This is a genomic window from Exiguobacterium sp. s39, assembly GCF_018618925.1.
GTDB classification, from domain to species: domain Bacteria; phylum Bacillota; class Bacilli; order Exiguobacteriales; family Exiguobacteriaceae; genus Exiguobacterium_A; species Exiguobacterium_A abrahamii.
On record NZ_JACSNA010000001.1, the window covers coordinates 828,899 to 848,372 of the forward strand.

Below are 19,474 nucleotides of genomic sequence, written 5' to 3' on the forward strand. Positions count from 1 at the left end.
AAATCGAGTCCATTCGTGCGATCGCTGAATGGGCTCGATTGTTATTTAAAGTACGATGTCTACTTTAATTCATGTTGAACGGAGCCAGTCACTTCAACATGATGCTGGTCGTATACAGTCGTCAGTACATGATCTTCGACGATTTCATAGTTGTATGTATAGTCTGGTTCATTCGTGTATTTGATTTCCAGCACGTATCTTCCGGTCTTCGACTCAAAGACCGTTTCTTTTTTTGAAATATCTTGGTCGTATTCTGATTCAACTAACATTCGTTCAATCTTGATTTCAGTCATCGTTTTAGAAACGAAGAGGTAAGTCGGATAGGCAGCTATCAAGATGACGAGAACGATAAGTGTATAGATGAGTGGACGTACTTCTTTTTTCATACAATCACATCCGTTCCGATGAAATGAATAGAGAAGCTAGGTATTCTATATTGAAGATGAGGAGAGATATGTGATGGGAAAAAACAAGGACGAGATACCGTACTATATGAGGAACGTTCCGTTCTTCTTCCTAACGGCACTCCTCGCACCCGTCGCGGTACTACTTGTACTGCTCAATTGGGATAAGCTCTCTACACAAATGAGAAATAACCATTTAACGTTTTCAATCCTAATGACCATGTTATATATCTCAAAAATACTGTCTGACGGCCTATTTAAAATCATATTCGCGGTTTTTACGTGGACGTTGATTCTTTTCGTGACATACATCTACTTCGGTGGCGGTAGAAAAGGAGGGGAATCATGAGTAAGTATCATTTATCGAGCATTCGGTTAGTTCTCATTGTCGTCATCACATCGTCAATCTTGTATTTTGGATTCGATTGGGAACTCGGGTATGGCATCATTTTTTTAATAGTAACAGTAGGGTATACCATATATCTCAACTTCAAATCAGCCCAAATCGAAAAGGCTGAAGCAGAGACGAAGAACGATTGATTTCATTTGAAGTCAATCGTTCTGTTTAAATATGACCCCACCGAACTAAATCGTCGAGATAATCACGATACGATTCCGATTATTATCTTTTTCACCGACGCACTGGAATTCACCTGCTTTTACACAAATAGACCGTTGGACGAGTGACGAGTCCAATGGTCTATTTGTGTTATTTGTCGTCCTGTAGAACACATTTCATCGCCTTAGATCATTTTATATCCCATTCGTCTCGCCTCGATGAAAGCAGCAGCAAGAAAGGCGAAGACCCCCCAAAGGATCCATGCTGCCCCACGTCCGACGAGTAAGGGATCCGTTCCATAAAGCGATGTGCCCCACGTTAGAACGATTCCGTCTAAAAACGTCGCCATTAACAGTCCGAGACTGACACCCGGCACCATCTGTTCAGCATTTAAACGAGCGACTTTTTTTATGATGATGACGGAAATCCACGAGACTGGTAAACCGATCAGGAAGGCAATCACGTTTCCAGCGTTTTCGAACATACCGATTCCAGATCCGAATCTGACTGACAGGGCACCGACGAACCAGAACGCTACACCAAGTACGACCAAGACGATAGCTTGTCCTTTCGAAAATAGAGGGGGCTTGTTATGCGTCATTTTTATTTCCTCCTTTAAAAAAATGTAGTATTTACTACATTAATAAATGTAGCATCTACTACGCTTTTTGACAATGCCATGGTGTATCGATTGTAACTGTCACAATATTTTTATCGAAGTGATTTCGTTTTCGTGAAAAACAACTTGAATAATCGCCGATTCAGCTATAAAAAAGGTCAATCGATGACGATAGATAGGTACAGATTGTTCTTTTGAAAAACTGTCTTAGTACATGAACGATACATAGAAGGAGTTAATGACACCATGAATGAAACCTTACCGAGACCGCTACGCTCACCAGCGATTTTGTCGAGCCTTGAAGCAAACGTCGCGATGATCTATTTTGATCGCCAACGACGTGTCGTCGACGTCAATGACTTGTTTGCGAAAACGATGAAATATAAACGAGACGAGATGATTGGCTTACAGCACCATACGTTTTGCACACCAGAATTCGCGAACAGCCGTGAGTATCAAGATTTTTGGACACGCCTGTTTTCGGGATTCAGTACAGCGGATAAAATCAAACGAGTCGATGCCCGGGGCGACATCTTGTGGCTTGAAGCAACCTACATGCCGATCTTTGAGGGAGAAGAAGTCGTCGGTGTCGTCAAAATCGCCAGTAACATCACGGACCGGATTGACCGGGTACAAGGATACGCGAAAAGCTTCCAGACGCTTGCTGAAGGACTGAATCTGCAGTCGATTCAAGGATCGAAAGAGGGCAACCAGCTTCAAGAGACGATGAACACGATCTCGAGTGAAACGGCAGAAAACCAACAGACGTTCGAAACGCTATATGACCAAGCTATCGAGATCACGAAGATTGCTGATACGATCAAGGAGATTGCTGCTCGGACGAACCTGTTGTCACTGAACGCGGCAATCGAAGCGGCACGGGCTGGAGAACACGGTAAAGGCTTTACGGTCGTTGCAAGTGAAGTCAAAAACTTATCGGACCTAGTCGGCAGTGCAGTTATCGAAGTGCGCACGAATACGGAAACGATGAATTGTCAAATCATGGCGATGATGAAAAAGATTGAAGCGTCCCATCTCGAAGTCGCGTCGAGCCTTGCGACGGTAAAAGAAACGATGCAACGCTTTACCGCAATCGAAGAGGTCGCACGACAACTCGAGCAACAAACAGAGGATTTCCGGTCGTTTATTTGAAAATGATATAGAAAAAGCGATGGCAATGGGCCATCGTTTTTTTGTTTAGTCAGATGAGTCGTTTTGGAAGAGTAAAGGCGTGGGATATAACAGATGAGCCCGTTGACCACAGAACGGAGGCACGTTATAATTCAAATAGACGTTTGAATGTAAGGTAAAAGGAGGCAACGTCATGGCACATGATCATCATCACCACCATCATCATACCGACAATAAAAAGGTACTGGGCCTGTCGTTCCTGATCATCACCGCGTTCATGGTCGTCGAGGTCATCGGCGGGATTTGGACGAACAGTCTCGCGTTGTTATCTGACGCTGGGCACATGTTAAGTGATTCGATTTCACTTGCGATTGCTTTGTTAGCCTTCCAGTTTTCGAGTCAAGCACCGGATGCGAATAAGACATTCGGTTCAAAACGCTTTGAAATCTTAGCCGCCATCATAAATGGTGTGACGCTGATCGTCATCGCCCTCTATATTTTCATTGAAGCCATCCAACGCTTCATCGATCCACCCGCTGTCGCAACGACCGGGATGCTGATCATCAGTGTCCTCGGGTTGCTCGTCAACATTCTCGTTGCCGGGATCATGACACGCGGCGGAGGGCATGAGCACAACCTCAACATGCGTGGTGCCTATCTGCACGTCTTAAGTGACATGCTCGGATCCGTTGGTGCGATTGCAGCTGCTCTTCTGATCATGTTCTTCGGTTGGGGATGGGCGGATCCCTTGGCGAGTGTCATCGTGGCGATCCTCGTCTTACGGAGTGGCTATTACGTGACGAAGGCATCCGTTCACGTCTTGATGGAAGGAACGCCGAGCGACGTTGATATCGATGAGGTCGTTTCGACGATTCAGACGAACGAAGCTGTTCTCGGACTACATGATCTACACATCTGGTCGATCACGAGTGGGTATAACGCATTATCGTGTCACGTCGTCGTCAAGGAGGACATGACTGTCCGGGAGTCAGAGTCGATTCGCGAACAGATTGATCACGATTTGAAACACGTCGGGATTAATCACGCGACGATCCAGGTCGAGACGGATCAGCACGCACATGGCAATACGTTGTATTGTGACGGCAAACACGAATCGCATACGCATTAAAAAAACGAGCACGCGTCCAAGTCGGACGGGTGCTCGTTTGCTTATGCTCAAATGATCGGCACCGTTGGTAGAAACAGCGTCGCGAACAGACTGATACTCAAGAACATCGAGTATCCGAAAAAGGTCGTTTTGGCATTTCCAGCAGCTCGGTTACCTAAGTACATGAATAAGACGATGGATAAGAACGTCAAACCCGTCAATACGGACGAGTGGTGTTGATCCGGCGAAGGAGCAAGCGACTGGACAAGATGCGCGAGACCAAGCGGCAGGACGATTAAGAGAAAGTAGTAGCCTAGACGTGCCTCGGATGGGACGTCGACCTGTTCCTGTTCGGTTTCATAGTCATAACGCGTTTGCGTTTTCATGGATCTTCACCTCCCTATGCGTTTTAGTATAGCGAATGAACATGTCGGCTCTGTTACAGACGGGTAAGAATGCCTTAACAGACGATGACGATGTGATGACGAAAAAAGAATGGGCAGCAATTGAGAAAAATTGTAAGATAGACAAGAAGTCGTTTTAGGAAAGGAATAAAGCATCATGTCACGTGCGTTTCGTTTTATGTATGTCTCGGATTTGTTATCGACCGTCGGGACGAGTTTTGTCTATATCGCAATCTACTGGGTGAGTGCGGAAGAGATCAGTGCTTCTGGCGTTGCCCTGATTGCGACTGGTGTCTTTTTAATTCGTTTTCTTGTCTCAACGTTCGTCGGACCATGGATCGACCGATTCGTCAGTGCATCGTTGTATCAAACATCAGTACTCATTCGCTTGCTTGCGCTTGGGATCGCGTTAGCGGGAATCGGTCTGACAAACGTCGTCCTACCGTGGTTACTCGGCTTACTCGTCGTGCAGACGATTCTGCAAATCATTGGTGGCAATGCTGTCTTCACGTGGGTCGTTGATCTAGTCGAAGATGACCAATTGCCGCAAGCGAATGCTTATCTTGCAACGATTGAGCGGATCGGTACGCTAAGCGGATTTTTACTTGGTGGGATGATGGTCGCCCATTTCTCGATAGCGAGTATCTTATGGCTCGATCTTGGTCTACATCTCGTCGCCTGGTTACTCGTTCGACATATGACAGGGCAAGTCGCAGAAGGAGCGCGTCAAGGTTCGTACCGCGAAGCGTTGCTCGAAGGGATTCATCACGTCGTCCGTGACGGTCGCCTTAAATGGATCCTTGGTTGTGCGATTCTCGCAAACTGGATGATCACACCGATGAATACCTTACTTGCGCCATATGCCAAGAATGTCTTATCGGGAAATGCTCAGACGTTTTCTGCACTCGAACTGGCGACGGTGATCGGGGGAATCGCGATGTCGCTCCTTTACGGGAAATGGATCGCCTCCGTACGACAGGATAAGCTGTTTCGTTTTGCCGTCGTCTTGCAAGGACTCGCGATTGCGATCGTCGCCTATGTCTCGTTCGTTCCAGTGGCAGTTGGTGGGTTCGTCTTACTCGGGATGGCGCTGACGTTGTTCGGAATTCCGTTTGCGACCTTGTTACAGCGCTCGACGCCTGCGCATTTGCTCGGCCGGGTCCGGACGGCGATGGTCGCTGCATCAACGGCATGTTCCGCGCTCTGTTACGGTTTGTCGTCGTACTTGACGTCGTTCTTTAGCATCTCATTCGTTTTCCTGTTCTTTGCCTTAAGTGGTCTTGTCATGACCAGTATCTGGTTGCTCTTTAATCGTACCGTTTCCTTTGCTGAAGAACGACAGGACAAGGTCGGATGAAATATCCGCCTTGAGGTGGAGGTAAGCGGTTTCGCACTCTTATACACTAGAGATAGAAATGAACGATGAGGAGTGGAGTCGATGGAGAGTTTATGGATTACAGCGTTATTGTTTTTGATTCCGATCAGTGGGATGACGGTCTTCTTGAATGTACTGTGGCGTCGAATGGAGACGGAAGGCGTTTCGGAGTAATCATGAACTAAATAGTGCGTCTGCTTACCGATGTTAGTTCGGACAGCGGATGTTTTTTTCATTTGAGGCACAGATGGTCGTAGGAGAATCACCTCAGACTCGTTAAATCAACACTTCCCGTGTAAACTGATGTAGTAAGTAGTTTTATGATGTTTCGATTAAACATAAGGGGGATGAATCACCATGAAAGCGATCATTACAGGTATGAACGGAACGGTAGCGCCTGTCGTTGCGGATGTCTTAGCAAAGCACGACATCGAGACAGTCGCCTGGGACCGAACGAAAGTCTCGACGACTGACGAATCCGCGATGCGCACGTTTTTAGAAACGGAACGACCAGATTATTTTTTACATATCGGGATGGGGTCTGTTAGTTGGACGGAAGCGCTCGTCCGCTTGTGCCAGGAATACGAGATTCCGTTCTTTTTCACGAGTACGGTGTCTGTTTTCTCGGACGACGTGCCGGCACCGATTGACAAGGACGCAGTACCGGATGCGACCGACGAATACGGTGCCTATAAGATTGCCTGCGAACAAGCGATTCAAGCACTCGATCCACATGCGAAGATCGTCCGGATCGGCTGGCAGATCGGAACGGAAGCTGGTTCGAACAACATGGTCGATTTCTTTACGAACGAGATGAAACAGCACGGCGTCATTCGGGCGAGTCGCGAATGGTATCCGTCAAGTTCGCTACTTGAGGACACGGCGGAAGCGCTCGTTACGATTTTACTTGAACACGAAGCAGGTCTCTATCAGTTGAATGGTAACGATCGCTATTCGATGTACGACTTAGCGCGTGCCTTGAATACGCTTCACGCAAAAAACTGGACGATCGAACCGGTCGATGAACCACGCCGCGATAACCGAATGGCGACGGACGTCGTTTTGGTCCGCCTGTTGTCAGAACGATTGCCCCTCTAATCAAACATCCCGCTCTCCTTGACACGTGTCAAAGAAAGCGGGATGTTTTTTTACTGCGTTACCGGTGTTTCTGCCGCAAAGGCAAGTGCAGGTCCGAAAATTTCGTAATGCAGTTTGTCTGGTGACGCCGTGAAGTGTTCGATCACATATTGAATCATTGCTTCCGGGCCACAGACGTATGTCGGATCTGTGATGCTTGCGATGACGTCTTTCGGCAGGCGACCTGCTTGATCTATCGCCTGATGCTCCGCGTAACGAATGACGCGTGCACCACGCTGCTCAAACAAGGCAAGTTGTTCGTTAAATGGACGATTGCGTTCGTCTTGGACGGCGTGATGTAACGTTACCTGTCGACCAGCAGCTAACGCTTCGTCTGCCATCGCAAGCATCGGTGTAATCCCGATACCACCGGCAATCAGCACGACGGGTTCGCCTGATGCATCAAGAGTGAAAGCACCCGCTGGCGCACTAATTAACACCGTGTCACCGACTTGCGCTTCATGTAAATAGTCCGAGACGATGCCTTCTCGTTTGACACCAATCGTATATGTCTCCGTGTTCGATGCCGTCGTCAGACTGTATTGACGATTGTGCCATAAGCCATCTTTGTCTTGAATCCGCACCGTAATGTATTGTCCGGCTTGGTAAATGGGGAGTGGACCGTCCGTGCGGAAGGTCAAGGCGCGAATCCCATCCGCTTGTTCCTCGACATCCGAAATCTCGACTGTCTGATATCCGGAAAAACCTTTTGCTTGCTCATCCTGCGCGTAAAGTTCGGCTTCAAGCGTGATGAACAGATTGGCAATCTCCCCATATGCTTCTCCCCACGCGCGCAAGATGTCTGGCGTTGCGGCTTCTCCTAAGACATCTTGCATCGCCCCGAGTAATTCGTGTCCGACGATGGGATACATCTCCGGTTTGATTTGTAGACTACGGTGTTTATGGAGCACAGGTAATAAGACCGGCTTTAACGTCTCGAGTCGATCGATGTGAGCAGCAGCGGCATACACGGCGGTCGCGAGTGCTTGCGATTGGCGGTCGCTCCGCTGATTCGATTGATTGAAGACGTGCTTCAGTTCCGGATGAGCCTGAAACAAGCGCTGATAAAAGACTTTCGTGATCGCGGCACCGTGCGACGCAAGGACGGGAACAGTCGATTGAACGATTTGAATGGTAGAGGTTGATAACATAAGACCACTTCCTTTTCACTAAGTAATGAAGACAGTCTTAGTATTTCGCAGCCCCACCTTTAATACAACATTTAAAATACTAGATTAAAGAATACCGTGCGTTTTGTCACAAGCAGGTCAAGATTTCGTCAACGATTCGTCACGATTGGTTGGAAATCCAGAGCTTCGAGAAATCAAAGTAACCGAACGAGTCAATCGTGATGTTTTGCAGCTCGATCGGATACGGAATCAGTCGTGTATCGTGATAGAACGGGATGAAATACGATTCGTCGATCAAGTAACGCTCGATCGTTTGATGAATCGGGAGCCAGTCTTCGAACGGTGTCGCGTCATATTGTTCGATCGATTTCAACATCTCTGGCATCTGCTGAAACAGTCGGATCGGTGGTGAGAACGTGTTCGTCATGAACTGATAAAAGGCGTACTGGATATTTCGCTCAAACACTTCGGCATGGATGGCGAGATCAATCGTATCGTAGACATGAAAATCCGTGATGCTCTCTTCAAATCCGACCTCGACGAACTCATACGGAATCCCGTCTTGATCAAATCGCTGACAGAGCCAGCGTGTCACCTTGTCCGTAAAATCAGTTAGCTTGATTCGGATCGGTTGCGTGAACAAAACGGCAGGACCATCCGGGACAGTATACGGTTGACTATAGGACTCAAGAAAACCACAGTCGTTCGGTTGTGCCCGTTCATGGAAGTCATGAATGCCATTACGGACTTCCGCGACGAGCCGATGGACATAATGTCGCGCGGCTTTGGATTCAAACGGACCACCGGCGCGTGGATGGAGCAAAACGAGACCAAACCCGGATTGTGTCGCGATCGTATCAATCGGACTGGAGTCAGATGCCGATGTCCGGTAGACCGGGTCATATTGCTCCGGCATCTGGATGAACTCAATCCGGTCGAGCAGGGCACGGATACCAAAGTAATTCGGGAACGCCGTCAGAACGGTTTTCTTGTCGTCATGTTGCGTCAGTTGGAACGGTCCCGTTCCAATGCCGTCCTTGATGATGCTCGTGTGAATCGAGGCAAGCTGCGGAAAAATCGAACTCCGGCGCTGATCGAGTGTGAGATCGACCCGGTACGGACCGTTCGAGACGATCTGCTTTACGTGCCGGTAAGAATAGGCGTAAGCCGGATAGGCAATCAAGGCACGCAGGCTCTTCGTCACTTCCTTACTCGTCAGGAGCGAGCCGTCATGAAATCGGACGTCCTTCCGTAAGAAGAGACTGAGCGTCGCCCCGTTCCAGACATAATGATGCGCCAGTTCACCTTGAATGTTGCCGTCGACGTCGATCGTAAACAGCCGGTTGAAGACGTTCTGGACGAGGTGGGCACTATGGATATCGGCTGCTTCTAACGGGTGTGTCGTCAGGAAATTTCGTTTTCGCGGAATCAATAACGCGTCAGCCGTCGTCTGTGTATAGCCGAATTTTCGTTCCAGTTGCCGCATGAAGCGTCCTGCTTGCGCCGGCGACCAGTCCCACGTCAATTCCTCCGTCACCGATTCGATTGAGTCACGGTCAATCCGCTCGAGCATCCGTTTCGCATATTCCCGTTCAACGTGGCGCAACCAGACGAGTTCACTTAAGTTGCCTCGTCCGCGACCACTCGTGTAACCAATCCAACCGTCTTCCTGCCATTTATTGAGATATCGTTTCGTTTGTTTAGGACTAAGATGGATGGCGTCTGCAAGCGTCGCAATCGAGTAGTGTCCATTTCGGCAAGTCTTCCATAACATAAAAAGATAAGCATCCATCGTCCTTTTCCTCCTTAAAAAGGGGACATCTTTTTTGAATGACGTCCATTTTTTCTGCGTCTTGTCTTGTTTATGATACAGGTAGAGAATGGAAGGTGACAATATGAAATGGAAAGAAATACCGAAACCAATTAAAGTACGTCTTATCACATCGTTTTTCAACCGGGCGGTCTCGTTTTCTATCATGCCGTTCATGGCCCTCTTGTTCGTCCAGGCATTCAACGAAGTCATCGCTGGTGCATTTTTGATCGCGATGGTCTTCGTCAGCTTCATCACGAATCTGCTCGGCGGATACCTTGCCGATCGTTTTTCCCGCAAACGTCTGCTCGTCACGACTTCTGCGCTCACAGCGCTGACATTCATCACGATGACGATCTCATTGACATTCGATTGGATGCTGTTGTTCATGGTCATTTACGCTGTCTTCTCGGTGACAAGTAATCTTGGTCGACCGGCAATGAGCGCAATTATCATCGATGCAACGACGAAGGAAAACCGCCAAGCGGTTTATGCGCTTGACTACTGGCTGATCAATCTCTCGATCGCCATCGGTACGGCGCTCGGGGGCTGGCTCTACGTCAGTAATCAACTGCTGTTGTTCGGGATCTTAAGCTTCACGTCGTCCGTTTTACCGATTGCCTATTATCTGTTTCTTGACGACACGCCACGGACGTGGCAACGTCAAAAACTACGTGGCGTTCTCACGGATATCTTCACGAGCTATCAACTCGCTTGGCGGGACCGTCCATTCGTTAAGGTCGTCTTCGGTTCGATGTGTATCTTAGCGGCTGAGTTTTCGATGGGCAGTTACGTCGCCGTCCGACTCGCCGATTCGTTCGAACCGCTATCATTTGCCGGGTGGTCGATCAACGGGGTCCGGATGATGAGTATCATCAACATCGAAAATACGTTGCTCGTCGTCACGTTGACGTTCATCGTCCAGCGACTAGCGAAGCGTTTGTCTCCGCGCCGGACGCTCGCTGCGGGTCTCATGCTGTACACGATCGGTTACGTTGTCGTGACGAGTGCCAATAGCATGACGGCACTGATGGTCTTCATCTTCATCGCAACGATTGGCGAGTTGCTCTACTCCCCGGTCTTGAACACTCAAAAAGCAAACATGATGCCAGCCGATCAACGCGGAGCGTACTCAGCGTTCGCGGGAACGTCGTTTGCTGGAGCGGACTTACTTTCTCGATCGACGATTCTCGTCGGGACCTTCTTGATCCCGTCGATGATGAGTGTATATCTCGGATTGATCCTCTTAACGGGCTTTGGATTAGTCTATACGAGTCTGTTCGTGAAGGAATCTGTCGAACGAGAGCGAAACGTATCTTAATAAGGGGGAATACAGATGAACTTACCAGATACTATCGAAACACCACGGCACCTGTTACGCCGCTGGCAAGAAGACGATGCAGAAGCATTGTATGCTTACGCCAAGGATCCAACTGTTGGACCAAAAGCAGGCTGGGCGCCGCACGCGTCACTTGACGAAAGCCAGGAAGTGATTGGCATTTTCCAAGCGTCACCTGGTGAATATGCCGTGACCGATAAGGAAACGGGGGCAGTCATCGGGAGCTTCGGATTTCACTTCAATCGTCGGCCGGACGATTCGATCACCCATGACCGTCAAGTCGAGATCGGCTATGTCCTCGCACCTGATTACTGGGGAGAAGGGCGGATGCCGGAAATCGTTGAAGCAATACTTGATTTCATCTTCCGGGAACTACCGATCGATATCGTCTGGTGTGGTCACTTTGATTTTAATGATCAATCACGCCGTGTCGTTGAGAAACTCGGGTTTACGCCTATTCTTGACCGACCATTCGTCTTAGAACGAATCGACGGACGGACCGTGACGAGCCATGTCTACAACTGGACGCGTGAGCGGTATGAAGCAAAGAACGGGATGAAGAATACGTAATACATCAAAAACGACCTCAGCGCTGAGGTCGTTTTTTGGTATCAGAATTAAATAGATTCTTTAGAGTTTTGTATTTTTTGACTAATCTTGCTTAGATGTTCGGAGAAAGATAACTGCAATCGTAATCGAGGTCAAAACATAACTCACGAGGACGGCGGTAATCTCTGACAAATTAAATACAAACAAAAGCAGCAGTTGAGGCACGAAAAAGACGGACACTGCAATTGGTAAAATCCATGTCTTCGTCTTCCATGCCGTGACGAGAATCCAGGCAATTAGAAGGGCGCCAATTAACCAACCGACACTCGGAGATAACGTGATTTTGGGCGAATCAATGAGTCCGTTGACGATCAATAGTCCAATGATCAGGAGAATATGAACACTTCCATGAATACCATAACGCATGATGCGAGGGCGAGCGCCATCACGTAATGCGTCTTGACGGAATAAAAACGCCAGGGTCGTCAAATAAACAGCGCTAATCAGCAGGAAGCCACCAACTAGCAAGATACTGAATGTCGTTGTTCCATTCAGCAGATTTTGGAGATAGAGAAAACTCGATGCACCGAGAAAGACTTGCATGACGATCCAAAATGCTTCTATCGGATCGAACGCCATCTCTTTAGAAATCGACTGGATGTAGTCAGCCGGACTGTCACCTGTGATCGCGCGAACCGATTTGCCATCCGCTTCCGCTTCAATCAGATGGTCTTCGAGTTCAAGGACGATCTCGTTCGTCGCTTGTTCATTTTTTCCCGAAGCAAGCAGGTAGACCTTCAAGTCTTCCAAAAATCGGGTTGATTCCGTTGATAGGGTCATCTCAATCATCCTCCTTTAAAATGCTTTCAACACTTGTCGAAAGGTGTTGCCATCTTTCCTTGAAGGCGGTGAGTTCTTCTGCACCGCTCGTCGTGATCGAATAATACTTCCGTTTTGGACCGGACGGAGAGACGCGTGAAGTCGCTTCGATCCAGCCCAGTTTTTGCATCCGGATCAACAACGGATAGATCGTTCCTTCGCTGATGTCAGCGAAACCGTATGCTTTGAGTTTCGTCGCCAGTTCGTAACCATAAATCTCTTCTTCCGCGATCAGTGCAAGTAAACAACCGTCGAGAATCCCCTTTAACATTTGCGTCGATGACATCCGCATCATCCTTTCGCTACTTGGTATTACAAGGTAATGATATACCAAGCTATTTTGTATTGCAAGGTAGCTGGAGGAAAAAGATTTATTTCCCTGAAAAAAAGGTAAATAAATCATAAAGTAGATACGTCGCTTGTTTAGAAAAGGGAGGTATTGATCGTGGATAAGCGGAATACTGTCGTCTCGGCAACCGTCGTCTTCATCATCATGGGTATCGTCATGGCTGTCTCTGCGTTTGGTTTCGGCATTCGTTATGGTGAACCGGAGTTGTTACGTATCGCGATCTTCGGTGAAGTCGCAACAGCGATTTTTCTCGTCTGGTACATTCGTCGTCATGCCACGTTTGCTGCCGTCGGGTTTTCGAAATTGCAGTCGCGGGGTCTAATCTGGTACATTCCGTTACTGCTGATCGTTCTCGTTCAAGTCGGATTGATCGTCAATGCGTTGTTCACGTCCTCGATATCATCATCGGCACTTCAACTTGTCGGAATCGTCTTCCTGACGACCTTATTCGTCGGTTTCAATGAGGAAGTCTTGTTTCGCGGCATCATCTTACGCTATCTCAAACCGAACGAACATCCGTATCGTGCCGTCCTCATCAGTGCGCTTCTGTTCTCATCTTTCCACTTGCTTAATTTGATCGCCTTGATTCCGCCGGCAGCGATGTTGTTCCAACTTGCGAACACATTCGTCTTTGGTGTGTTCTTAGCGATCATCGCACTGAAGCTGAATAACCTCTGGCCATTAATCATTTTCCATGCGCTGTGGGATTTCGCGAGCATCGCAGCGGATGTCGTGAACGTCAATTTAGGCATCACTCCTCTTTTGACACAAGCTTATCTACTCGTCGCGATTGTCATTCAATTGATCTTGTTGAAACGGCACGATCTCAGTCACCTGAATGGACCGATGAATCCACGTAACGTTTGAATAGCTGACTCTCCGTTGTTTGACGGGGAGTTTTTATTTTTGAATAAAGCTAGTATCAATGATTAATATGTAATATATTACTTGTATGAAACCTACAGATGATTTAGCCATTGCACGACTTCCTCTCAGTGAGGAAGTATATCGACGTTTACAGCATCACATCATCACTTTACGCCTCGCCCCAGGCGAGAAGGTGAACGATCAAGCGCTCGCGGAAATGTTCGGAGTCAGCCGAACACCGGTCCGCGAAGCCTTGAAACGACTCGAGGAGGAAGGATTGATTTTTGCGAAACGGGGCTCGCGGACGATCGTGACAGAGCTTGACGCTGAACAGGCACAGCAAACCTATCCGATTATCGCGACACTGCACGGGCTAGCAGCGCGTCTAGCGGGACCGCAATTGACGGAAGACGACTTGATGGAACTTCAAACGATTCACCAACAGTTCACGACGGCAATCGACCAACAGGAGACGGAGACAGCGCTGACGCTTGACGATGCCTTTCACGATGTTTTTGTGTTGCGCAGTCAGAACGCTCAGCTACGTGAAACGATTCGCCGATTGACGCCGCTGATCCGCCGGCTCGAATACGCCCAGTTCAATCGACTCGGTCGTCAATCCATTGCCGATCATGCGGCGATTTTGATTGCATGTCAACAACGGGATGTCGAGCAGCTCGTCCAGGCAACGGAACATAACTGGAACGGGCTCGGACGTTTACTCGTCTCGACACTAAAGGAGGAGCGCTGATGCGACCAATCATTTATGGGATCTTGGCGGCGATGTTCTTTGCCGTCACCTTCATCTTAAATCAATCGATGCAAGGAGCAGGGGGGCACTGGATCTACAGTGCGTCGCTTCGCTTCTTCTTGATGTTGCCGTTCTTCGTCGTCATCGTCTTGATGCGTCGGGGAATTGGTCGCGTCTTACAGGCACTGCGAGCCGACTTCGGTTTTTGGTTACTATACGGAACGATTGGTTTCGGACTGTTTTACGGTAGCATCTGTCTTGCTGCCGATCATGCGCCGGGCTGGCTGATTGCCGGAACGTGGCAATTGACGATCCTAGCCGGACCGCTGCTTGCTCCCTTGTTCAAGCAACGGATTCCGTGGTCGGCCCTTAAGTATTCCGTCTTGATCGTCCTTGGGGTCGTCGTCATGCAGTTATCCGTCGCAGGAAGTCTATCGCTACAATCCTTACTGTTCGGTGCCTTGCCGGTGCTCGTCGCTGCGATTGCCTATCCGCTTGGTAACCGGAAGATGATGGAACGGTATGGGGATGAGCTCGATGTATTCGAGCGGATCCTTGGAATGACGATCGCGAGTCTACCGTTTTGGATCGTGCTTTCCGTAATTGCTTACATACAAGTCGGCTTACCGAGTATCAGTCAAGTGACCCAGTCCGGCTTCGTCGCTTTATTCTCAGGCGTCATCGCGACATCGCTCTTTTTCTATGCGACGTCACTCGTCCGGACGGAACCGGTCCGGTTAGCCGCGATCGAGGCGACCCAGTCGTTTGAGATCGTCTTTACCGTTCTCGGGGAGATTTTGTTTCTCCATGCGGCACTACCGACGGGACTCGCGACATTCGGGATCATCCTCGTCATGCTCGGGATGACGTTGCATAGCTTGAATCAGGCGGAGCGGACGGTCGTCCGTCCCGCTAAAAGAAAAATCAATTGAGAAAGTAGGCTGTCAGATGGTTTTAACAGGTACACTCGTCAATACCGTCCTGATCATCGTCGGGACGTTGCTCGGATTGATGTTCCACCGGATTCCGGAACGGATGAAGGAGACGGTCTTGCAAGCGATTGGTCTAGCCGTCGTCGTCCTCGGGATCCAGATGGGAATGAAAAGCACGAACTTTTTGATCGTCATCGGTAGTCTTGTTCTCGGAGGTGCGATCGGAGAATGGTTCCGCCTCGATGAGACGCTCGACCGGATGGGGGCTTGGCTCGAGCGTAAGATCAGTCGCGGTCGTCCATCAAATATCGCCGAAGGCTTCGTCACCGCGACGTTGATTTTCGTCATCGGAGCGATGGGTGTCCTCGGTGCGCTCGACGGTGGACTGCGTCAGGATCACGATGTCCTCTATACGAAAGGGTTGATTGACGGCTTCACGGCGCTCGTCCTCAGTTCAACGCTCGGGATCGGCGTCATGTTCTCAGCGATTCCCGTCTTTATCTATCAAGGGGCGATTGCACTGAGTGCCGTTGCCATCACGAAGTTCATTCCCGACGCCGCGCTGCAAGAATTCATCTTGGAGATGACGGCGACCGGTGGGGTGATGATTGCAGCGATCGGTCTCAATCTCGCCGGAATCACGAAGATCCGCGTCGCGAACTTGTTACCGGGCATTGTTATCGTCGCTGTCATCGTGACGGGCTTACATCTATTCTAACGAGACATCCCCGCCTGTCCGAAAGGACAAGCGGGGATGTTGTGTTATGTCTCAATTAATTCATGTGTCTCGTATGCCGTGATTGTATGTCCATCGTAATGGAAGTCATGCAGTAACGGGTGTTCGGTCGACAGAACAATCGGTAGGTAGTGCCGGAGGTTGCTGATGACACCCATGTTATCGTCGCCTAAAATCCAGTCGAGTGATTTCCAATCGAGGATTCCTTCAACTGTCATGACCGGTGTTGGAAACGGACGATCTTCTAAATCAGCCAGGTAGAGGTACATGCCAGATGTCTCTTCCCCATGTAAGCGAACGATGCCTTTTGATGTCACTGAGGTGAGCGTGATGCCTGTCTCTTCAAACGTCTCGCGGATGACGGCGGCTTCCGGTGTCTCGCCCGGTTCGATCTTACCACCGACACCATTCCACATGCCCATCGCCGGACGTTTTTGCCGATTGACGAGTAAAAAGTGGTCTGCGTGTCGGATTAAACAAAGTGTATAACGATCCATGATTTACGACTCCCGTCCTAAAAAGTGTGTGTTGTACAGCATCTCGAATTGGGCGGGACCTGCGACCGGTAACTCGGTCGTCGTCGTTTCTTCAATCCGTAACGTCCGCTCAGTCAACGTCTTTTGTCCGCGCGGCGTCCGCATTGCAACGAGGCGACCTTTATTGAACGGCGAAGCGTCGCTCTGCTGGATGATCTGTTCCATCTTCGATAAGTCATCTGTTGTAATGGGTGTCTCTTGGTCGAACCGGTAACCTGTCACAAATTTCGCTTGTCCCGTCCGCTTCATCTCAAGTGTGTCATCATTGATGATCCGGTAACTGCCGCTTGCGGAATCAACGGTCTCCCCACTCAACGGAACAGGAACGAGCGGTAAATTGACGCCGAAGCCGGTATCGAGCAAGTGCGTTTCATTCCAAATGATCGCAACATGGGTCGGTCCGGTCGCTGACCAGGCGTCCGACTTCGTATCGTAAACAGTCGCTTGAACGAGTCGAACGGGACAATTTAGTTCCTGCAGGACCCGGTGCAGCAGTCCGTTTAAGTCATAACAGACACCACCGCGTCGTTCTGTCAGAAACGTCTCGATGAAGCGCTCGTCGCTAAACGGACGGATTCGCTTCTCAAGGACGGTCGTATTCTCGAACGGTAACTGGTAGGCGAAGGCTTCGAGTAAGTCAGGTAACTGATCAAACGTGATTGCATCGAGCGGAAACTCAATTCGCTGTTCTAAGTCTTTCATCCAATCCATCTCTGATCCCTCCTTTGTTCACTACCTGATTATCCCATATTGCTTCAGAGAATGTGAATGTTAGCCTATATTATCTGAAAATAAGGATTTCCCTTTTGTTCGATGGAAATCTTTGATATGCTGAGACAGGATTAATTAAGAATGATTCTCAATGTCGAATCACGAATCAAAGGAGGTCTCACCATGAGACGGAAAACTTGGATGACAGCGTTGACGCTCCTCGTGTTGAGCAGTTTGATGCTTGCGGCTTGTTCTAGTCAAGCAGAGCAATCGAACGAAAAGACGCGGACGATTACGCACGAAGCAGGAAAAACGAAAGTACCGGAAAAGCCGAAGAAGGTCGTCGCGCTCGAATTCTCGTTCGTTGATGCGTTAGACGAACTAGGCATCACACCGGTCGGGATTGCACAAGAAAACAAGACGGATGTCTCTGGATTACTCGGAAAAGACATCGAGTTCACGGAAGTCGGTACACGCCAACAACCGAATCTTGAAGTGATCAGTTCCTTGCAACCGGACTTGATCATCGGCGACTTCAATCGTCATAAAGGAATTTACAAGCAATTGCAAGAAATTGCACCGACGATCATCTTGAAGAGTCGCAATGCAACATATGAAGAGAACATCGATTCGTTCAAGACGATTGCGGAAGCGGTCGGCAAAACGAAACAGATGGACGATCGCCTTGCGCTTCATGAAGAGCGCTTGCGGGCAGCGAAGAAGAAGGTTGATCCAAAAGATGACCGGAAAGTCATGGTCGGTGTCTTCCGCGCCGATTCACTGACAGCACACGGTGAGACGTCGTTTGACGGTGAGTTGCTCGAGAAGATTGGTATCGAGAATGCCGTTACGAAAACAGCGGAACCGACTGTGACGATCACGTTAGAGCAGATGGTCAAGTGGGATCCGGACGTCATCTTCATGGCGGAAGCCGATCCGAAGTTACTAAAAGAGTGGAAGGATAATCCGCTCTGGAATCAGATCACAGCGGTCAAAAACGGAGAAGTCTACGAAGTCAATCGTGACCTCTGGACACGTTACCGTGGTCTGGACGCTGCTGAACAAATCGTTGACGAAGCAATTCAATTGCTCAAACAGAAATAACGAACGACAAAAAGCCGGAGCAATCTGGCTTTTCGTCTTGATGAAAGGGGAAAGATCCGGTGCAGCGGAAACGTCTGATTTTCGTACTTATCTTACTCAGTTGCTTGGCCGTTTATAGTAGCTTGTTCTTTGGCATCACACAGATGAATCCGGTCCACTTAGTGCAGGAGTGGATCAGTGGTACGACCTCTAAAGCGGGACTCGTCCTGACGAATCTGCGCCTGCCGCGTCTCTTACTCGGGTTGTTGCTCGGAGCGAATCTTGCCGTCGCTGGAGCAATCATGCAAGCTGTGACGCGGAACCCGCTCGCTTCACCACAAGTCTTTGGTGTCAATGCCGGTGCGTCGTTTCTCGTCGTCTTAAGCCTGCTCATCTTTCCGTCACTCGGGACGGCGAACTTGCTTTACTTCGCCTTTGCCGGTGCCTTGCTCGGTGGCGTGCTCGTCTTTTCGTTCGCTTCGATTCGCGGGATGACGGCGTTAAAACTCGCCCTCGTCGGGATGGCGATTCATCTCTTGTTGACGTCGCTAACGAAAGGCTTGATTTTGTTCAACGACCGGATCACGAACGTCTTGTACTGGTTGTCCGGTTCGCTCAGTGACGCCAGCTGGCTCGAACTCCGGATCGTTCTCCCATGGTCGCTCGCAGGTTTGATTCTTGCGGCAAGTCTCGCGAAGTCGCTCGCCGTTTTCCAACTCGGGCAAGACGTCGCGGTCGGACTCGGACAAAAAGTGACGCGGATCCGTCTGCTTGCGGGTATCAGTGTCGTGTTACTCGCAGGGGTAACGGTTGCCGTTGCCGGAGCGATCGGCTTCATCGGTCTGATGGTGCCGCATATCACGCGTCGCCTTGTTGGTGAGGACTACCGGATCGTCTTACCCGTCTCTGCCGTCATCGGTGGTCTGTTGTTGACGTACGCTGATGTCCTGGCGCGCTTCATCGCCTATCCGTATGAATCACCAGTCGGCATCGTGACTTCATTGCTCGGGGCACCCTTCTTCCTTATCTTGGCACGCCGCCAGATGAAAGGGGGATTACGATGAG

Annotated in this window: 22 protein-coding genes; 13 read left to right on the forward strand and 9 right to left on the reverse strand. The window is 49.3% G+C overall.

What is annotated here, in order from left to right; translation table 11 throughout:
* Positions 1-59: 59 nt before the first annotated feature.
* On the reverse strand, positions 60-386 hold the full coding sequence (locus KNQ11_RS04345) for a DUF3139 domain-containing protein (protein ID WP_214723087.1): 327 nt from the start codon (positions 384-386) through the stop codon (positions 60-62).
* 363 nt (positions 387-749) lie between these two features.
* Between KNQ11_RS04345 and KNQ11_RS04350 the strand changes: the two genes are divergently transcribed.
* Complete coding sequence (locus KNQ11_RS04350; RefSeq protein WP_064300907.1) at positions 750-944, forward strand: hypothetical protein; 195 nt, start codon at positions 750-752, stop codon at positions 942-944.
* Positions 945-1,147: 203 nt separating this feature from the next.
* Here the strand turns inward: KNQ11_RS04350 and KNQ11_RS04355 are convergent, their stop codons facing one another.
* Complete coding sequence (locus KNQ11_RS04355) at positions 1,148-1,564, reverse strand: hypothetical protein (RefSeq protein ID WP_214723089.1); 417 nt, start codon at positions 1,562-1,564, stop codon at positions 1,148-1,150.
* Between the two features lie 264 nt (positions 1,565-1,828).
* Here KNQ11_RS04355 and KNQ11_RS16885 point away from each other — a divergent pair, with 264 nt between their 5' ends.
* Positions 1,829-2,734, forward strand: a complete 906-nt coding sequence (locus tag KNQ11_RS16885; protein WP_214769954.1) for a methyl-accepting chemotaxis protein — start codon at positions 1,829-1,831, stop codon at positions 2,732-2,734.
* A gap of 172 nt (positions 2,735-2,906) precedes the next feature.
* On the forward strand, positions 2,907-3,842 hold the full coding sequence (locus KNQ11_RS04365) for a cation diffusion facilitator family transporter (RefSeq protein ID WP_214769957.1): 936 nt from the start codon (positions 2,907-2,909) through the stop codon (positions 3,840-3,842).
* Positions 3,843-3,889: 47 nt separating this feature from the next.
* On the opposite strand, the gene KNQ11_RS04370 is transcribed toward KNQ11_RS04365, so the two are convergent.
* Positions 3,890-4,207 (reverse strand): hypothetical protein, encoded by a 318-nt coding sequence (locus KNQ11_RS04370; RefSeq protein ID WP_064300912.1) that lies wholly within the window; start codon positions 4,205-4,207, stop codon positions 3,890-3,892.
* 175 nt (positions 4,208-4,382) lie between these two features.
* Here KNQ11_RS04370 and KNQ11_RS04375 point away from each other — a divergent pair, with 175 nt between their 5' ends.
* Together KNQ11_RS04375 and KNQ11_RS04380 are read left to right on the forward strand one after the other, a co-directional pair.
* Positions 4,383-5,582, forward strand: a complete 1,200-nt coding sequence (locus KNQ11_RS04375) for an MFS transporter (RefSeq protein ID WP_214769960.1) — start codon at positions 4,383-4,385, stop codon at positions 5,580-5,582.
* A gap of 375 nt (positions 5,583-5,957) precedes the next feature.
* Positions 5,958-6,698 (forward strand): sugar nucleotide-binding protein, encoded by a 741-nt coding sequence (locus KNQ11_RS04380; protein WP_214769963.1) that lies wholly within the window; start codon positions 5,958-5,960, stop codon positions 6,696-6,698.
* 50 nt (positions 6,699-6,748) lie between these two features.
* On the opposite strand, the gene KNQ11_RS04385 is transcribed toward KNQ11_RS04380, so the two are convergent.
* Both KNQ11_RS04385 and KNQ11_RS04390 read right to left on the reverse strand, forming a co-directional pair.
* A complete protein-coding gene (locus KNQ11_RS04385) occupies positions 6,749-7,888 on the reverse strand; it encodes a globin domain-containing protein (protein WP_214769966.1) in 1,140 nt (379 codons plus the stop codon).
* 139 nt (positions 7,889-8,027) lie between these two features.
* Positions 8,028-9,659: an ABC transporter substrate-binding protein gene (locus KNQ11_RS04390; RefSeq protein WP_214769969.1), complete on the reverse strand. Its 1,632-nt coding sequence runs from the start codon at positions 9,657-9,659 to the stop codon at positions 8,028-8,030.
* A gap of 103 nt (positions 9,660-9,762) precedes the next feature.
* Here KNQ11_RS04390 and KNQ11_RS04395 point away from each other — a divergent pair, with 103 nt between their 5' ends.
* Together KNQ11_RS04395 and KNQ11_RS04400 are read left to right on the forward strand one after the other, a co-directional pair.
* The gene (locus KNQ11_RS04395) at positions 9,763-10,998 is read left to right on the forward strand and encodes an MDR family MFS transporter (RefSeq protein ID WP_149427310.1); all 1,236 of its coding nucleotides are present in this window, start codon (positions 9,763-9,765) and stop codon (positions 10,996-10,998) included.
* Positions 10,999-11,013: 15 nt separating this feature from the next.
* On the forward strand, positions 11,014-11,586 hold the full coding sequence (locus tag KNQ11_RS04400) for a GNAT family N-acetyltransferase (protein WP_149427311.1): 573 nt from the start codon (positions 11,014-11,016) through the stop codon (positions 11,584-11,586).
* Between the two features lie 81 nt (positions 11,587-11,667).
* Here the strand turns inward: KNQ11_RS04400 and KNQ11_RS04405 are convergent, their stop codons facing one another.
* Positions 11,668-12,405, reverse strand: a complete 738-nt coding sequence (locus tag KNQ11_RS04405) for a hypothetical protein (RefSeq protein ID WP_149427312.1) — start codon at positions 12,403-12,405, stop codon at positions 11,668-11,670.
* A gap of 1 nt (position 12,406) precedes the next feature.
* Positions 12,407-12,730 carry a PadR family transcriptional regulator gene (locus tag KNQ11_RS04410; protein WP_035397512.1) on the reverse strand — a complete coding sequence of 108 codons (324 nt, stop codon included), beginning with the start codon at positions 12,728-12,730 and terminating at the stop codon, positions 12,407-12,409.
* 159 nt (positions 12,731-12,889) lie between these two features.
* Between KNQ11_RS04410 and KNQ11_RS04415 the strand changes: the two genes are divergently transcribed.
* The 4 genes from KNQ11_RS04415 (at position 12,890) to KNQ11_RS04430 (ending at position 16,061) form a co-directional block, all read left to right on the forward strand.
* Positions 12,890-13,660 (forward strand): CPBP family intramembrane glutamic endopeptidase, encoded by a 771-nt coding sequence (locus KNQ11_RS04415; RefSeq protein WP_133208617.1) that lies wholly within the window; start codon positions 12,890-12,892, stop codon positions 13,658-13,660.
* A gap of 85 nt (positions 13,661-13,745) precedes the next feature.
* Entirely contained in the window at positions 13,746-14,411 is a 666-nt protein-coding gene (locus KNQ11_RS04420) for a GntR family transcriptional regulator (protein WP_149427313.1), read from the forward strand.
* Complete coding sequence (locus KNQ11_RS04425) at positions 14,411-15,343, forward strand: DMT family transporter (RefSeq protein WP_149427314.1); 933 nt, start codon at positions 14,411-14,413, stop codon at positions 15,341-15,343. The genes KNQ11_RS04420 and KNQ11_RS04425 overlap by 1 nt, the downstream gene beginning before the upstream one ends.
* A gap of 16 nt (positions 15,344-15,359) precedes the next feature.
* Positions 15,360-16,061 carry a DUF554 domain-containing protein gene (locus KNQ11_RS04430; RefSeq protein WP_149427315.1) on the forward strand — a complete coding sequence of 234 codons (702 nt, stop codon included), beginning with the start codon at positions 15,360-15,362 and terminating at the stop codon, positions 16,059-16,061.
* A 44-nt stretch (positions 16,062-16,105) separates the two neighbouring features.
* On the opposite strand, the gene KNQ11_RS04435 is transcribed toward KNQ11_RS04430, so the two are convergent.
* Together KNQ11_RS04435 and KNQ11_RS04440 are read right to left on the reverse strand one after the other, a co-directional pair.
* Positions 16,106-16,576, reverse strand: coding sequence for an NUDIX hydrolase (locus KNQ11_RS04435; RefSeq protein WP_149427316.1), 471 nt, complete (start codon positions 16,574-16,576; stop codon positions 16,106-16,108).
* A 3-nt stretch (positions 16,577-16,579) separates the two neighbouring features.
* Positions 16,580-17,326 carry an arylamine N-acetyltransferase family protein gene (locus KNQ11_RS04440; protein WP_149427317.1) on the reverse strand — a complete coding sequence of 249 codons (747 nt, stop codon included), beginning with the start codon at positions 17,324-17,326 and terminating at the stop codon, positions 16,580-16,582.
* Positions 17,327-17,563: 237 nt separating this feature from the next.
* Between KNQ11_RS04440 and KNQ11_RS04445 the strand changes: the two genes are divergently transcribed.
* Positions 17,564-18,430: an ABC transporter substrate-binding protein gene (locus KNQ11_RS04445; protein ID WP_483299330.1), complete on the forward strand. Its 867-nt coding sequence runs from the start codon at positions 17,564-17,566 to the stop codon at positions 18,428-18,430.
* A 59-nt stretch (positions 18,431-18,489) separates the two neighbouring features.
* Complete coding sequence (locus tag KNQ11_RS04450) at positions 18,490-19,473, forward strand: FecCD family ABC transporter permease (RefSeq protein ID WP_064300928.1); 984 nt, start codon at positions 18,490-18,492, stop codon at positions 19,471-19,473.
* Position 19,474 lies beyond the last annotated feature (1 nt).

Coding starts and splice junctions, on each gene's coding strand:
- KNQ11_RS04345 (WP_214723087.1), bottom strand. CDS start 386: ATGAAAAAAGAAGTACGTCCACTCATCTATACACTTATCGTTCTCGTC.
- KNQ11_RS04350 (WP_064300907.1), top strand. CDS start 750: ATGAGTAAGTATCATTTATCGAGCATTCGGTTAGTTCTCATTGTCGTC.
- KNQ11_RS04355 (WP_214723089.1), bottom strand. CDS start 1,564: ATGACGCATAACAAGCCCCCTCTATTTTCGAAAGGACAAGCTATCGTC.
- KNQ11_RS16885 (WP_214769954.1), top strand. CDS start 1,829: ATGAATGAAACCTTACCGAGACCGCTACGCTCACCAGCGATTTTGTCG.
- KNQ11_RS04365 (WP_214769957.1), top strand. CDS start 2,907: ATGGCACATGATCATCATCACCACCATCATCATACCGACAATAAAAAG.
- KNQ11_RS04370 (WP_064300912.1), bottom strand. CDS start 4,207: ATGAAAACGCAAACGCGTTATGACTATGAAACCGAACAGGAACAGGTC.
- KNQ11_RS04375 (WP_214769960.1), top strand. CDS start 4,383: ATGTCACGTGCGTTTCGTTTTATGTATGTCTCGGATTTGTTATCGACC.
- KNQ11_RS04380 (WP_214769963.1), top strand. CDS start 5,958: ATGAAAGCGATCATTACAGGTATGAACGGAACGGTAGCGCCTGTCGTT.
- KNQ11_RS04385 (WP_214769966.1), bottom strand. CDS start 7,888: ATGTTATCAACCTCTACCATTCAAATCGTTCAATCGACTGTTCCCGTC.
- KNQ11_RS04390 (WP_214769969.1), bottom strand. CDS start 9,659: ATGGATGCTTATCTTTTTATGTTATGGAAGACTTGCCGAAATGGACAC.
- KNQ11_RS04395 (WP_149427310.1), top strand. CDS start 9,763: ATGAAATGGAAAGAAATACCGAAACCAATTAAAGTACGTCTTATCACA.
- KNQ11_RS04400 (WP_149427311.1), top strand. CDS start 11,014: ATGAACTTACCAGATACTATCGAAACACCACGGCACCTGTTACGCCGC.
- KNQ11_RS04405 (WP_149427312.1), bottom strand. CDS start 12,405: ATGACCCTATCAACGGAATCAACCCGATTTTTGGAAGACTTGAAGGTC.
- KNQ11_RS04410 (WP_035397512.1), bottom strand. CDS start 12,730: ATGTCATCGACGCAAATGTTAAAGGGGATTCTCGACGGTTGTTTACTT.
- KNQ11_RS04420 (WP_149427313.1), top strand. CDS start 13,746: ATGAAACCTACAGATGATTTAGCCATTGCACGACTTCCTCTCAGTGAG.
- KNQ11_RS04425 (WP_149427314.1), top strand. CDS start 14,411: ATGCGACCAATCATTTATGGGATCTTGGCGGCGATGTTCTTTGCCGTC.
- KNQ11_RS04430 (WP_149427315.1), top strand. CDS start 15,360: ATGGTTTTAACAGGTACACTCGTCAATACCGTCCTGATCATCGTCGGG.
- KNQ11_RS04435 (WP_149427316.1), bottom strand. CDS start 16,576: ATGGATCGTTATACACTTTGTTTAATCCGACACGCAGACCACTTTTTA.
- KNQ11_RS04440 (WP_149427317.1), bottom strand. CDS start 17,326: ATGGATTGGATGAAAGACTTAGAACAGCGAATTGAGTTTCCGCTCGAT.
- KNQ11_RS04445 (WP_483299330.1), top strand. CDS start 17,564: ATGCTTGCGGCTTGTTCTAGTCAAGCAGAGCAATCGAACGAAAAGACG.